The organism is Amycolatopsis samaneae (assembly GCF_039541975.1).
GTDB lineage: Bacteria > Actinomycetota > Actinomycetes > Mycobacteriales > Pseudonocardiaceae > Amycolatopsis > Amycolatopsis samaneae.
The window spans coordinates 1-13652 of the sequence record NZ_BAABHG010000006.1 but is presented as its reverse complement, the minus strand read 5'-3'; the positions used below and the strand labels follow the sequence as shown (position 1 = coordinate 13652).

The 13652-nt window shown below is 70.8% G+C and carries 12 protein-coding genes and 1 riboswitch; of the genes, 8 read left to right on the top strand and 4 right to left on the bottom strand.

From position 1 onward, the window contains the following. The first annotated feature begins 121 nt into the window (after positions 1-121). From ABD987_RS16645 to ABD987_RS16620, 6 genes are all read left to right on the top strand, one after another. Positions 122-1561, top strand: coding sequence for a resuscitation-promoting factor (locus ABD987_RS16645; protein ID WP_378214092.1), 1440 nt, complete (start codon positions 122-124; stop codon positions 1559-1561). Positions 1562-1912: 351 nt separating this feature from the next. Then, positions 1913-2794, top strand: a complete 882-nt coding sequence (gene rsmA / locus ABD987_RS16640) for a 16S rRNA (adenine(1518)-N(6)/adenine(1519)-N(6))-dimethyltransferase RsmA (protein ID WP_345394749.1) — start codon at positions 1913-1915, stop codon at positions 2792-2794. A gap of 115 nt (positions 2795-2909) precedes the next feature. After that, a riboswitch (SAM riboswitch) is annotated at positions 2910-2998 on the top strand. Positions 2999-3215: 217 nt separating this feature from the next. Next, a complete protein-coding gene (locus tag ABD987_RS16635; RefSeq protein ID WP_345393468.1) occupies positions 3216-4226 on the top strand; it encodes a methionine ABC transporter ATP-binding protein in 1011 nt (336 codons plus the stop codon). A 151-nt stretch (positions 4227-4377) separates the two neighbouring features. Then, positions 4378-5343 (top strand): 4-(cytidine 5'-diphospho)-2-C-methyl-D-erythritol kinase, encoded by a 966-nt coding sequence (locus ABD987_RS16630; RefSeq protein ID WP_345393465.1) that lies wholly within the window; start codon positions 4378-4380, stop codon positions 5341-5343. Positions 5344-5441: 98 nt separating this feature from the next. Further along, on the top strand, positions 5442-7232 hold the full coding sequence (locus tag ABD987_RS16625) for an ABC-F family ATP-binding cassette domain-containing protein (RefSeq protein WP_345393462.1): 1791 nt from the start codon (positions 5442-5444) through the stop codon (positions 7230-7232). 53 nt (positions 7233-7285) lie between these two features. Continuing rightward, on the top strand, positions 7286-8971 hold the full coding sequence (locus tag ABD987_RS16620; RefSeq protein WP_345393459.1) for a fatty acyl-AMP ligase: 1686 nt from the start codon (positions 7286-7288) through the stop codon (positions 8969-8971). A gap of 63 nt (positions 8972-9034) precedes the next feature. Here the strand turns inward: ABD987_RS16620 and ABD987_RS16615 are convergent, their stop codons facing one another. The 4 genes from ABD987_RS16615 to ABD987_RS16600 form a co-directional block, all read right to left on the bottom strand. After that, positions 9035-9361, bottom strand: a complete 327-nt coding sequence (locus tag ABD987_RS16615) for a DivIVA domain-containing protein (protein ID WP_345393456.1) — start codon at positions 9359-9361, stop codon at positions 9035-9037. Next, positions 9361-9726 (bottom strand): DivIVA domain-containing protein, encoded by a 366-nt coding sequence (locus tag ABD987_RS16610; RefSeq protein ID WP_345393453.1) that lies wholly within the window; start codon positions 9724-9726, stop codon positions 9361-9363. The genes ABD987_RS16615 and ABD987_RS16610 overlap by 1 nt, the downstream gene beginning before the upstream one ends. A 205-nt stretch (positions 9727-9931) precedes the next feature. Then, entirely contained in the window at positions 9932-10525 is a 594-nt protein-coding gene (pth, locus tag ABD987_RS16605; protein ID WP_345393450.1) for an aminoacyl-tRNA hydrolase, read from the bottom strand. Positions 10526-10664: 139 nt separating this feature from the next. Beyond that, positions 10665-11261, bottom strand: a complete 597-nt coding sequence (locus ABD987_RS16600; RefSeq protein ID WP_345393447.1) for a 50S ribosomal protein L25/general stress protein Ctc — start codon at positions 11259-11261, stop codon at positions 10665-10667. A gap of 324 nt (positions 11262-11585) precedes the next feature. Between ABD987_RS16600 and ABD987_RS16595 the strand changes: the two genes are divergently transcribed. After that, positions 11586-12689, top strand: coding sequence for a hypothetical protein (locus ABD987_RS16595; protein ID WP_345393444.1), 1104 nt, complete (start codon positions 11586-11588; stop codon positions 12687-12689). Between the two features lie 149 nt (positions 12690-12838). After that, on the top strand, positions 12839-13483 hold the full coding sequence (locus tag ABD987_RS16590) for an NAD(P)-dependent oxidoreductase (RefSeq protein ID WP_345393441.1): 645 nt from the start codon (positions 12839-12841) through the stop codon (positions 13481-13483). Positions 13484-13652: the final 169 nt, after the last annotated feature.

Here is a 13652-nt window from a genome sequence, read left to right as displayed (position 1 = left end):
GGGGAAGCGGAACCGGGGTTGGTACGACTCGGAACCGTGACGATGGCGCTGGCTGCGGGTGTCGGACTTCATCAGGCACGCCGGAAGGATCGGCGAGCCGAGGCGAAGGACGTCGTAGCGAATGCGATGTCCTGGGAAAGGGAACGACCCGGTGACTGGTAGCAGGACGGCCGTACTCGACCGTGAGCTGGAAGACACCGCCTACGGGCAGCTCGACTTCTCCGACGACCCGCGCATCACCCAGCAGGACATCCTGGCTGCGCTCGGCCCCGACGCCGACGCGCTCATGGCCGAGGTGGACGTCGATGTCGACGAGCTGATCCAGCTCATCAACGCCGAGACCACGATGCTCCCGCCCATCGTCCTGCCGGACGAGGTGGCCGAGGACCGGGTCGGCAAGGACACCGGGAAGCCCGCCGCGATCGAGGTCAAGGCCGACGACGGCCTGCGCGAGGCGACCCGCACCTGGAAGAAGCGATTCCTCAAGGGCGCCGCGCTCGGCGTCCTGCTCAGCATCGCCGGTGGCGGTGCCGCCGCCCTCGCGGCGAACAAGAGCGTCACCGTCGACGTCGACGGCCAGCAGCGCACCGTGCACAGCTTCGGCGACACCGTCGGCGAGGTGCTCAAGGACGCGGGCCTCGCGGTCGGCGACCACGACTCGCTCTCGCCCTCCCCGCAGGCCGCGGTCGGCGACGGCGGTGTCATCAAGCTGGAGCGTGGCCGTCAGCTCAAGCTCGTCGTGGACGGCGCGGAGCGGTCCTCCTGGGTCCGCGCGACCACCCTCGGCGAGGCGCTCACCCAGCTCGGCATGACCGACGTCGTCAAGCCCGGCGCCTGGACCTCGATGCCGTCGAACGGCGAGCTGCCCCTCGAGGGCGCCACCGTCCAGGTCAAGACACTCAAGAACATCACGCTCTACGACGGCGCGAACGAGCCGAAGAAGCTCACCAGCAACGCCGTCACCACCAAGGAACTCCTTGGCGAGCTGAAGATGCCGCTCGGCCCGGACGACGCGGTCGAGGGCGGCCTCGACGTCAAGCTGACCGACGGGGCCGAGGTTCACGTCAGCCGCACCGGCGTCTCGATGGTCAACCAGAAGGAGACCATCGACCCGCCCGAGCAGAAGATCGACGACCCGACGCTGGAGAAGGGCAAGACCAAGGTCGAGGACCCTGGCACCCCCGGCGAGAAGATGGTGACCTACAAGGTCACCAAGAAGAACGGCGCCGAGGTCTCCCGGGAGCACGTCTCCGAGGAGGTCCTCACCCAGCCGAAGCCGAAGGTCACCCGCGTCGGCACCAAGAAGCCCGCGCAGCCCGCCATCGGCGACACCTCGGTGTGGGACCGCATCGCCCAGTGCGAGTCGACCGGTAACTGGTCCATCAACACCGGCAACGGTTACTACGGCGGCCTCCAGTTCGACAAGCAGACCTGGGACGCCTACGGCGGTGGCCAGTACGCGGCCTACCCGCACCAGGCCTCGCGCGAGCAGCAGATCGCGGTGGCCGAGAAGGTCCGCGACGCGCGCGGCGGCTACAGCGCCTGGGGCTGCAAGCCCTGATCATCTGTCTTCCGTGAGGGCCCCTGGCGCGCTGCGCCGGGGGCCTTCGCTTTGCCAGTGCTCGGGCCCTTTGCCGCTGTCTCGGTGGCCGGATGCGCTGAAGGCGTCCTTCACTGCGGTCAACGCACTGAAAGCGTCCTTCAGCACCCCGGAAGCCGGTGACATCTCAGCGGCTTCTGTCACGCTCGCTGTGACGAATCGACCTTCAGTGCACCTTGTGGTCCGTGAATGCCACATTGAGGGACTCAGAGTCCCTCAATGTGGCATTCACGGACCCTCGCCACCTCCGGGTTCGTGCCGAAGGCGTCCCTCGGCACGTCCCGGCCACCGGACGCTGGGTACGATCTGCCGGTGGTGGAACTGCTTGGCCCTGCCGAGATCAGGGGGCTCGCGGCCGAGCTGGACGTCCGGCCGACGAAGAAGCTCGGCCAGAACTTCGTGCACGATCCGAACACCGTCCGGCGCATCGTCGAGCTCGCCGGCGTCGGGGCGGGTGACGTCGTCCTCGAGGTCGGGCCGGGGCTCGGCTCGCTGACCCTCGGGCTGCTCGGCACCGGTGCCGAGGTGATCGCCGTCGAGATCGATCCCGTACTCGCTGAGCGGCTGCCCGTGACGGTCGCCGAGCGCGGCGCGGAGGCCGCCGGGAGGCTGACGGTGGTCGGTGCCGACGCGCTCCGCGTCCGGGCCGCCGAACTGCCCGCCGAGCCGGTGGCACTGGTCGCGAACCTGCCCTACAACGTCGCGGTGCCCGTCGTGCTGCACCTGCTCGCCGAGCTGCCCTCGCTCGCGCGCGGTCTCGTCATGGTGCAGACCGAGGTCGCCGACCGGATGGCCGCCGGGCCGGGCGGCCGGATCTACGGCGTGCCCAGCGTCAAGCTCGCCTGGTACGGCAGGGCCCGCAAGGTCGCCGCCGTGCCACGGTCGGTGTTCTGGCCGGTACCCAACGTCGATTCCGCGCTGGTTTCCTTCGAGCGCACGGATTTCGAGTCCACAGTGGACGAAGTGAACGCGTCGGGCGGGGTGGACAGGGAGGCCCTGTTCGCCGTCGTGGACGCGGCCTTCGCGCAGCGGCGGAAAACCCTGCGCGCGGCGCTCGCCGGGTGGGCGGGTTCTGCGGAGCGCGCGGGCGCGCTGCTCACCGCGGCGGGGATCGATCCGAAGACCAGGGGCGAACAGCTCGGTGTCGGCGACTTCGCGCGCATCGTGGCGGCGTCGCGCGCATCCGGTGCGTGACCGCTTTCCCGTGAAGGGCCGCGTGGCCGCCTGATCCCGGTTTCCGGACACGGCCAGTCGTGTGATCTGCGCCTATGGGCTTGCGTTCAATCCATGGGATCGGTTTTACTCAATGCGTCCATCCCGAGCGACTGAGAGACCTGGCTCGCCGAAGTCGCAGCAACCACCCCACCGGGCAGGTGCTACCGCCAGGACCGATGGAGGCCACTTCCATGAAGAGGGTTGCCCGCCCGCTCCTGCTCACCAGGCGGCGCGTAGTCGATGAAGGTCGCCGCACGGTCTGTGCGTGTCGACGCTCCACCGTTCTCGCCTGAGTTCTTCCGCCTGCATTCCACTTCGTGAGCACCGTCCAATTTGGACGGTCAATTGGTGAACGGTCGGCGCGCCCGCGGGGTGCTGCGCCCAGCTTCTGGAGCCTTTCGTGATCACTGTCGAAAACCTGACCAAATCCTTTCCCCACAACGGAAATCCGGTCGTCGCGCTGCGGGACGTGAGCGTCGACGTGCAGGCCGGTTCCCTCTTCGGCGTGGTCGGCCCGGCCGGCTCGGGCAAGTCCACCCTCGCCCGGTGCATCGCGCTGCAGGAGCGCCCCGACCGCGGCGTGGTCCGGCTCGACGGCCTCAACACCGGCACGCTCGACGGCAGGCGCCTTCGCGAGATCCGCCGTCAGCTCGGCGTGGTCGGCACCAAGCCGGAGCTGATCGCCGAGCGGACCATCGCGGGCAACATCGCCACCCCGCTGGAACAGCTGGGGGTGGACGGGCCGCAGCGCCGCAGCCGGGTGGGCACGCTGCTCGACCTCGTCGGGCTCACCCCGCGCGCCGCCCAGCGCCCTGCCGAGCTGACCGAGGGCCAGCTGCGCCGGGTCGCCGTCGCGAAGGCCCTTGCCGCGGGCCCGTCGGTGCTGCTGGCCGACGACCCGACCTCCGGTGTCAGCGCCGACGAGGCGGGCGCCGTGCTGACCGTGCTCGACCGCGCCAGGGCCGAGCTGGGCGTCACGATCGTGGTCACCACCCCGGACACGACCGTGGTGCGGCGCGTGTGCGACGACGTCGCGGTGCTGGAGGACGGCGCCGTCCTCGAACGCGGCACCGTGCTGGACCTGATCTCCGACCCGGCCAGCCGCACCGCGCAGGCCCTGCTGCCCGCGATCGAGACCACCCGCGCGCAGTCCGCGCGCTACGACCGCGCGGTGGACGTCGTGCTGATCGGCTTCGCGTCGGTCGGTGCCCTGCTCCCCGAGGCGGCGGGCCGCTTCGACGTCGAGCTCGCCACCATCGGCGGCGGCATCACCCGCGTCGGGGACACCCCGGTGGGCCGGTTCCGGCTCGGTGTCCGCGGTGAGCGGTCGGACGCGGCGCTGGCGTGGATCGCCGAGCGCGGCGGCCGCGTCACGCACGCGGTGCGGGGCCCGCAGGGCGTCGCCGCCTGACCCGTCGGCATAGGAAGGTCCGTGGGGGCCTCCTTGAGGGACCTGGAGTCCCTCGGGGAGGCCCCCACGGACCTTTTCGTTACGGGGCCGGGAGCGTGTCGCGTGTTCTCCTTCCGCGAGCGGTCCGGACGGGGCCACGTAGGCTTGACGTGTGCTCGCTGTCGTCCCGCCCCCAGTGACCGTTCGCGTTCCCGCCAAGGTCAACCTGCACCTCGCGGTCTCCGACCTGCGCGAGGACGGCTACCACGAGCTGGTGACCGTCTTCCAGGCGCTTTCGCTGACCGACGAGGTGACCGTCATGGCCACCGAGGAGCCGGGTATCGAGGTCTACGGCGAGGGCGAGGGTTCGGTGCCCACCGGCGCGAACAACCTCGCCTGGCGCGCGGCGCAGGCGCTGGCCGCGCACGTCGGGAAGCCGGGGGCCGAGGCGAAGGTCCGCATCGTGCTCCGCAAGGGCATCCCGGTGGCGGGCGGGATGGCCGGGGGCAGCGCGGACGCGGCGGCCACGCTGGTCGGGCTGGCCTCGTTGTGGAAGCTGGACGTCACCCGCGACGAACTCGCCGAGCTCGCGGCCGGGCTCGGCAGCGACGTCCCGTTCGCGCTCTACGGCGGCACGGCGCTGGGCACCGGCCGCGGTGAGCAGCTCGTGCCGGTGCTGGCGCGGCACACGTTCCACTGGGTGCTGGCCTTCGACCAGCGTGGCCTGTCGACGCCGCGCGTGTTCGGCGAGCTGGACCGGCTCCGTGCCGAGGGCAAGCCGCCGCGGATCGGCTCGCACACCCCCGTGGTCGAGGCGCTGGCCTCGGGTGATCCCCGGCAGCTCGCGCTGCTGCTGGGCAACGATCTGCAGGCGGCCGCGGTGTCGCTGCGGCCGGGGCTGCGCCGGACGCTGCGGGCCGGGGTCAACGCCGGCGCGCTCGCGGGCACGGTCTCGGGGTCGGGGCCGACGTGTGCGTTCCTGTGCGCCGACGCGCAGTCCGCGGTCGAGGTCGCGGCCGAGCTGTCCGGTGCCGGGGTGTGCCGCACCGTGCGGGTCGCGCACGGCCCGGTCCCCGGCGCGCGGCTGGTCGGCGGGGACGACGCGCCCCGCTCGGCGCCGCCGAGGGTGCACGCATGAGACATACCTGGGTGTCTGGAGTGGACGTCCTTTGTGGATAGTGGCGGCGCCTGCCGTCGCACGTGGTTTTCGAGTACTGGAAAGGATCGGCTGAGCGGATGGCCAACCTGGTCAACCTGGAGTCGGTGAGCAAGTCCTACGGGGTGCGCCCGCTGCTGGACGGGGTTTCCCTCGGTGTGGCCGAAGGGCAGCGCATCGGCGTCGTCGGTCTCAACGGGGGCGGCAAGACGACGCTGCTGGAGGTGCTCGCCGGGATCAGCGAACCGGATTCCGGGCGGGTGAGCCAGGTGCGCGGTCTGCGGATGGCCGTGGTCACCCAGCGGACCGAGCTGCCGGAGGGCAGTACCGTCGGCGACGTCGTGCTCGCCCGTTACGGCGCCGAGCACGAATGGGCCGCCGACCCGCGCGTGCGTTCCATTGTGGACGGTCTGGGGATCACCGCGATCGGGCTGGACACCCCGACGGCCACCCTCTCCGGCGGCGAACGGCGCCGCGTCTCGCTCGCGGCGGCGCTGACCGGCGAACTGGACCTCGTCGTGCTCGACGAGCCGACCAACCACCTCGACATCGAGGGCGTGCACTGGCTTGCCGAGCACCTGCTGTCACGCCGGATCGCCGTGGTGGTGGTGACCCACGACCGGTGGTTCCTCGACACCGTCGCGACGCTCACCTGGGAGGTCGCGGGTGGCCGGGTCGAGCAGTACGAGGGCGGGTACGCGGACTGGGTGTTCGCCCGTGCCGAGCGTGCGCGGCTGGCGGCGACGCTGGAGGAGAAGCGGAAGAACCTGGCACGCAAGGAACTCGCCTGGCTCCAGCGCGGGGCGAAGGCGCGGACGTCGAAGCCGCGGTATCGCATCGAGGCGGCCGAGGCGTTGATCTCCGACGTCCCGGAGCCGCGGGATTCGGTGGAGCTGCTGGCCTTCGCCAGGCGCAGGCTCGGGAAAACCGTGCTGGAACTGGAAGACGTCTCGCTCAGTGCCGGGGATCGCGTGCTGCTGGATCACCTCACCTGGCGCGTCGGGCCCGGCGACCGCGTCGGCCTGGTCGGGGTCAACGGCTCCGGGAAGACGACGTTGCTGAAGCTGCTCGGCGGCGACGTCGAATCCACGACCGGCCGCCGGGTCGAGGGAAAGACCGTGCGGCTGGCGCATCTGCGGCAGGAACTCGACGACCTGCCCGGCGAGCTGCGGGTGCTCGAGGCGATCGAGCAGGTCGCGGGCCGCGTCGTGTTCGGCAAGCAGGAGATGTCGGCCTCGCAACTGGGGGAGAAGCTCGGCTTCCCGGCGGCGCGGCAGTGGACGCCGGTCGCGGACCTCTCCGGCGGGGAGCGGCGGCGGTTGCAGCTGTGCCGCCTGCTGATGGCCGAGCCCAACGTGCTGCTGCTGGACGAGCCGACCAACGACCTGGACATCGACACGCTCCAGCAGCTGGAGGATCTGCTCGACTCGTGGCCGGGCACGATGGTGGTGGTCTCGCACGACCGGTACCTGGTCGAGCGCGTCTGCGACAGCACCTTCGCGTTGTTCGGCGACGGCAAGGTCACGCACCTGCCCGGCGGCATCGACGAGTACCTCGCGCGGCGGGAAGCCGCCGGGGAAGGCCGCACCTCGGTACGGGGTGGCGCGACGGCGTCGCCGGACGCGGCGGCGGAGAAGGCCGCCGCCAAGCGGAGCGCGGCGGAGGTGCGGGCGGCGCAGAAGGAGCTGGGGCGGCTGGAGCGGAAGCTGGACCAGTTGCACGCCAAGGAGGAGAAGCTGCACGCCGCGCTGCTGGAGGCGGCGACCGACCCGGCGAAACTGATCGAGCTGAACACCGAGCTCAAGGCCGTTCAGGCGGAGGTCGCCGACGTCGAGGCACGCTGGCTGGAGACGTCCGAAACGCTTGAATAGCCGGTTACCGCGTTGGTGGCCGAGTCGCCGCGGGCAGACAGTAATCTGCTCGCATGAGTCGGTTCGTGGAAACGCTCGTCGCCACCGCGGCGGGGCGAGGGCAGCAGCGCGGGATGGTCACCGGGGAGCCGAAGGAGCCCGTCCGGCGCACCTGGGCGGAGGTGCACCAGCGGGCCCTGCGGGTCGCCGGCGGCCTGGTCGAGGGCGGGATGACGCCGGGGAGCGCGGTCGCCGTGCTCGCCGCCGCGCCCGCGCTGATCGCGCCCACCGTGCAGGGGGTGTGGCTGGCCGGCGGCAGCGTCACGATGCTGCACCAGCCGACACCGAGGACCGACCTCGCGGAATGGGCCGCCGACACCGTCCGCGTGCTGCGCATGATCGGCTCCGACCTGGTGCTGCTGGGCGAGCCGTTCGACCAGCTGGCGCCGGTGCTCACCGAGCACGGCATCGGGTTCCGGCTGATCACCGAGCTCGTGGACGCGGAACCGCTGGCCTCGGTGGTGACCACCCAGGAGTCCGACACCGCGCTGTTGCAGCTGACCAGCGGGTCGACCGCCGATCCCAAGGCCGTCCGCATCACCTACGGCAACCTGTACTCCAACGTGAAGGCCATGGTCGACCGCGCGGAGTTCGACTTCGACACCGACGTGATGGTCTCGTGGCTGCCGACCTTCCACGACATGGGCATGGTCGGGTTCCTGACGGTGCCGATGACCTTCGGCGTCGAGCTGGTCAAGGTCACCCCGGTCGAGTTCCTGAGCGGGCCGTTGATCTGGCCCGAGCTGATCAGCAAGTACGGCGGGACCACGACCGCCGCGCCGAACTTCGCCTACGCCATCGTCGGGCGACGGCTGGCGCGGGTGGACGACGACAACGCCTACGACCTGTCCAAGCTGCGGATCGCGCTCAACGGCGCCGAACCGATCGACGAGACCGCGGTGCGGACCTTCGTGGACGCCGGGGCGCGGTTCAAGATGCCCGCGGAATGCGTTTTCCCCGCCTACGGCATGGCCGAGGCGACGCTGGCGGTGTCCTTCGCGCCGCTGTTCACCGGGCTGACGCTCGACGTCGTCGAAGCCGACGCGCTGGAGGTGGACAACCGCGCGGTGCCGGTGCCCGAGGGCGACCCGCGGCGCGGTACCGACGTGGTGCGTTCGTTCGCGCTGCTGGGCCGTCCGCTCGACGGCCTCGAAGCGGAGATCGTGGACGACAAGGGTGTCCGGCTCGGCGAGCGCGAGGTGGGGGAGATCCGGCTGCGCGGCGAGGCGGTGACACCGGGTTACCTGACCATGGACGGTCCACTCGCGACACAGGACGCCGACGGCTGGCTCGCCACCGGCGACCTCGGGTACCTGGTGGGCGGGCAGATCGTGATCTGCGGGCGCCGCAAGGACGTCATCATCATGGGCGGCCGGAACCTGTACCCGACCGACATCGAGCGGGCGGCGTCGTCGGTGGAGGGGGTGCGGGCCGGGAACGCGGTCGCGGTGCGGCTCGACGCGGGCAGCCGCCGTGAGCGGTTCGCGGTCGTCGTCGAGTCGAAGCTCGCCGGAGACGCCGAGACGGAGAAGGCGCTTTCCAAGCAGATCGTCGCGGCCGTGCGCGACGCCGTCGACATGCGCCCGTTCGCGGTCGTGGTGCTGCCGGCCGGGAGCCTGCCGAAGACGCCGTCCGGCAAGGTCCGGCGCGCCGCCACCGCCACCCAGTACGCCGACAGGATCGCCAAGAACGCCGAGTGACGTTCCGTGGGGGCCTCCTTGAGGGACTCTAGGTCCCTCAAGGAGGCCCCCACGGACCATCGATCAGCGGCGCCAGAAACCTCGGCGGTTGTGCGTGTGTTCCAGCGGCGGCGCGAGATGGCAGGTGCCGCTTCCGCCGGTGTCGGCGAGGGTGGTTTCGCAGAGCCGCAGGAAGGCGTCGACGGCGGCGTGGTCGTAGCCGCGTTTGGACAGTGGTGCCCTGCTGAACGCGACGTCGTGGACGTCGGCGGCGGTGAGGTCGTCTTCGCCGTCCAGCGTCGCGGCGACCCGTTCCAGGAAGGCGTCGACCTGGGGTTCGTAGTAGCCGCGGGTGCCGATCGGGGCGCGGTCGAACTGGATCGTCCGCGCCTCGATCGCCGTCACGGCCATTACCGCTTCTTGGCGTGCTCGGAGGACTCCTCGATGGCTTCGGGGGTGGCTCGCTCCTCGGTCGCCTCGTCCTCGGCGCGGGCGCTGGGGACGCCGGGGATGTGCCGCCCGGACTCGGTGACCAGCTGGTGTTCGACCTCGTCGAGGAACTCGTCGACCTCGCGCTCGTCGTAGCCGCGTTTGCCGATCAGCGGCCGTGAGAACAGCACGTGGTGGATCTCGGCCGCGGTCAGGTCGTCCTCCTCGGCGAATGTCTTCGCGATACGCCGGATGAACGCGTCGACCTCGTGCTTGGCGTAGCCGCGGCGGCCGATCGGGGCGTTACCGAAGGTGACCTCGGCGAGGTCTTCGGCGGTGAACGACATGGGACTCTCTCTCCGATTGAGGGGTGGGGTTACGGATCCCGTAATCCGTCCTAAACCCTCGAAGAGTTCGCCGAAAGGCCTGGTCCGGGACCTCACCCCGATCAGGCGGCCAACAGCCGCCCATCGAGTGAGCAGGCGCTACCGAGCGCGCTGTGTCCTGACTCACAGGGTGATTCCCGGGAGCGCTGTCCCGCCGGGTCGCGGGTCAGCCCGCGTGGAAGGTGTTCTGCGCGGCGGTGAGACCGGTCGAGACGAGTGCCTCCACCGCGTCGGCGCAGCGGTCGACCTCGAACGGGAGCTCCTTGCGCTCGACCGTCGAAAAGTCCTTGAGCACGAAGTCGGCCGGGTCCTGGCGGCCGGGCGGGCGGCCGATGCCGAAGCGGACCCGGTAGTAGTCACGGGTGCCCAGCGACTTGGTGATGGACCGGAGTCCGTTGTGCCCGTTGTCCCCGCCGCCGAGCTTGAGCTTCAACGCGCCGAAGTCGACGTCCAGTTCGTCGTGCACGACGACGACGCCGGAGGCTGGGACCTTGTAGAACCGGGCGGCACCGACGACGGGACCGCCCGAGAGGTTCATGTACGAGCGGGGTTTGACCAGCACGACCCGGCAGCCCGCGAGCCTGCCCTCGACCACCTCGGCGCCACTCTTGTGGGCCTTGAACCTGCCGCCGACGCGGGCGGCGAGCTCGTCGAGCACCATGAAGCCGACGTTGTGCCGGTTTCCGGCGTACTGCGGCCCGGGATTGCCGAGCCCGGCGAGCACGACCAGCTCACCGCTCCCCGGCACGTCTTCACTCACGGGAAAATCTTAGGCGAGCGGATGCGAACACCGGACCACGGGTCGGGGGTCCGGGGACGCCCCCGGAAAACACAACGGGGCGAGATGGTTCGCGTTTTCCGCGAACACACCTCGCCCCGAAGCGAACTCTCGAAGGGTCTTATTCCGCGGCTTCTTCGGCGGCGGCCTCTTCGCCGGCCTCGTCGGTCTCGGTGGCGCGGGCCTCGTTCACCGCGACGACGAGCGCCTCGGCGTCGGTGACCAGGCTGGCACCCGCCGGCAGGGTGACCTGCGAGGCGAGAATCTGGGAGCCGGCTTCGACACCCTCGACCGAGACCTCGATCTGCTCGGGGATGTGCAGGGCCTCGACCTCGACCTGCAGGGTGTCGAGGTCCTGGGTGACCAGGGTGCCGGGGCTGGAAGTGCCGGTGACGACGACGGGGACGTCGACGGTGATCTTCTCGCCGCGCTTGACGACCAGCAGGTCGACGTGCTCGATGTAGTTCTTCAGCGGGTGGACCACGATGGTCTTGGTCAGCGCGAGCTCGGTGGAGCCCTCCAGGTCCAGCGTGATGACGGCGTTGCTGCCGTTCTCACGGACGACGCGGGCGAACTCGATCGCCGGCAGCGCGAAGTGCCGCGGGTCCGAGCCGTGGCCGTAGAGGACCGCGGGGATCTTGCCGGCGCGACGCGTACGACGCGCGGCGCCCTTGCCGAACTCGGTGCGCGGCTCGACGGAAAGACGTACCTCGGACACGGTTGAGCACTCCTTCTTTCACCAACATGTTCGGTGGAAACATGCTGCGCGGGGATGGGTTGTACGGGGCGGCTGCGTTCGGCGGCGAGTCCAGGCGTGCACAAACACGGGGGGCTCAAAGCCGCCGCGTCGATCACGCCGGGCACCAGGGCAGGAACCCGCCTCGCCGAGACAACCTGGAAAGTGTAGACCAGGCGGGTACCGGTAGGTTGCGGTGGGTGCCACGGGCCGGGCGGACGGCCGGGGGATCCGTGCGTGAGGACGAAGGTTCCGCCTGCGTGGCGCGCATCGCCGCGCTGGGGTTCGGTGCGGCGGAGGAACGGTATGCGAGCTGGATGGGGCACGGCCGCGGTCGCGACGCTGGCGTTGCTGCTGAGCGGATGTCAGGTGGCCGTGCAGGGCAGCGCCGGGCTCTCGGCGGGCGATCGGCAGCTGGCCGACAAGCGCGCCCAGCAGCGCGCGGCCGTCGACACCGCTCTCACCGCGCTCGAACAGGCACCCGCGCTGGCCTACGGCAGCACCCTGCCCGGCGGCGACCAGCAGTGGCGTGTCACCCGGGGCGGCAGCGCGGTGGGCGTGCTGCCCATCGAGGGGCAGCCGGTGCAGGTCGCGATGGCGGCGGGCCAGCTCTACCTGGCCGCCACTCCCGAGTACTGGAAGGCGCGCGGGGCCGACGACGGTGTGCAGTTCGGCACGGGCTGGGTGCGCTCGGCGCCGTCGGAACTGCCGCTGGACCCGGCGGGGCGGCTGGTGCCCGCGAAGGTCGCCGCCGGGCTGCGCACCGCGGTGGCCACGATGGACCAGGTGCGCGAGCCGGTGCGGGCCAAGCTGCCCGACGGTACCGAGGTTTACGAGGTGGGCACCGGCCTCGGCAAGCTCCGGGTCACCACGGCCCAGCCGAACCGCGTGGTCAGCTTCGCCCCGGCGCTGCTCGATCAGCGGGCGGGCGCGAAGTTCGGGACGGAGCTGCGGGTCGAGCCGATCACCGGCGAGGCGCTGAAGAAGTTCCACGGCGATCTGGACGCCGCGATCGGCGCGATCGGCCGTCCGCTGGACGCGCTCGCGCGGGCCAGCGTCACGGTGGTCGGTGACAAGCTCGACTGCAAGGACTACGACGGCACCTGCAAGACCACGGTCGACCTGACCAGCTCCGTCGTCGGTGGTGGTCAGGGGACCTCGGTGCATGTCCTGCTCACGGTCGAGGTCAGCGCGGATTCGCTCGGCGCGCAGACCTGCAAGGCGGAGGGGGACGCGGCGCCGGACGCCCCGCTCACGCTGGCGTGCGACGTCCGGTTCCAGCTGCCGAACCGGACCGCCAGCTACCGGGTACTGGCGAAGCCGACGGCGGTCGGCGAGGTGCGGGTACCGGTCGACGCCGAGAAAACCAAGCAGGCGGTGCAGGCGGACTTCGCCACGATCGGCGGCTGACCTTCCCATGGCTGTTCCCGGCATGTGGACGTCGTCCCCGCGCTGACCTGTACGCCTACCCCCAGGTGTGTTGCTTCCGTTGAAGTAGCCGAACCCGCGTTCCTAGCATCGGTGCCATCGCTGGATCGAACAAGAACAAGGAGCAGACGATGGCCAAGCTGGTGGTTTTCGGCGCGACCGGGTACGCCGGGGGCAGGATCGGTGCCGAGGCGCGGCGGCGCGGGCACGAGGTCGTCGGGGTCGCGCGCAACGTCGACGGGATCTCCGGTGACTTCACCGCGCGGGCGGGGTCGCTGCACGACGCGGCGTTCGTCGCCGAGGTGGCCAAGGGCGCGGACGTGCTGGTCGTCGCCACCCCGGCGCGTCCGGACGCCGAGGGCAAGAAGCTGCTGGACGCCGTCGGATCGCTGGCGAAGGCCGCCGCGGACCAGGGCGCGCGGCTGGCGTTCGTCGGTGGCGCGGGCAGCCTGCACGTGGCCGAGGGCGGGCCGCGGCTCATCGACACCCCGGAGTTCCCGGACGAGTACAAGCCGGAGGCGGGCAACCACGCCGACGTGCTGACCGCGCTGCGCGCGCTTCCGTCCGATGTGGACTGGTTCTACGTCAGCCCGGCCGCCGAGTTCGGGGCGTGGGCCGCGGGCGAGCGGACCGGGAAGTTCCGGCTCGGCGGCGACGTCCTGCTGAGCGACGAGAACGGTGCGTCGAAGATCGGCGGCGACGACTACGCGATCGCGTTCGTGGACGAGATCGAGCGGCCGGCGCACTCGCGTCAGCGCTTCACCGTCGCTTACTGAGCTGGCGGCCGGTCCCATGAAGGACGCCTTCAGCGCACTCGATGCACTGAAGGATGCTCCTATAGATGTCAAGTGGTGGTTGTGAGGTTGGCTATGTCTGTGGTGAGGGCGTGGTAGATCTCTCGGGTGACGTAGCGTTTGAGGCAGCGGATGATGTGGCGTTTGGGTA

Excerpts from the sequence above, each read along its gene's own strand:
- ABD987_RS16590 (WP_345393441.1), top strand. The coding sequence starts at position 12,839 with ATGGCCAAGCTGGTGGTTTTCGGCGCGACCGGGTACGCCGGGGGCAGG.
- ABD987_RS16625 (WP_345393462.1), top strand. The coding sequence starts at position 5,442 with ATGGCCAACCTGGTCAACCTGGAGTCGGTGAGCAAGTCCTACGGGGTG.
- ABD987_RS16610 (WP_345393453.1), bottom strand. The coding sequence starts at position 9,726 with ATGTCGTTCACCGCCGAAGACCTCGCCGAGGTCACCTTCGGTAACGCC.
- ABD987_RS16595 (WP_345393444.1), top strand. The coding sequence starts at position 11,586 with ATGCGAGCTGGATGGGGCACGGCCGCGGTCGCGACGCTGGCGTTGCTG.
- ABD987_RS16615 (WP_345393456.1), bottom strand. The coding sequence starts at position 9,361 with ATGGCCGTGACGGCGATCGAGGCGCGGACGATCCAGTTCGACCGCGCC.
- ABD987_RS16620 (WP_345393459.1), top strand. The coding sequence starts at position 7,286 with ATGAGTCGGTTCGTGGAAACGCTCGTCGCCACCGCGGCGGGGCGAGGG.
- ABD987_RS16645 (WP_378214092.1), top strand. The coding sequence starts at position 122 with ATGCGATGTCCTGGGAAAGGGAACGACCCGGTGACTGGTAGCAGGACG.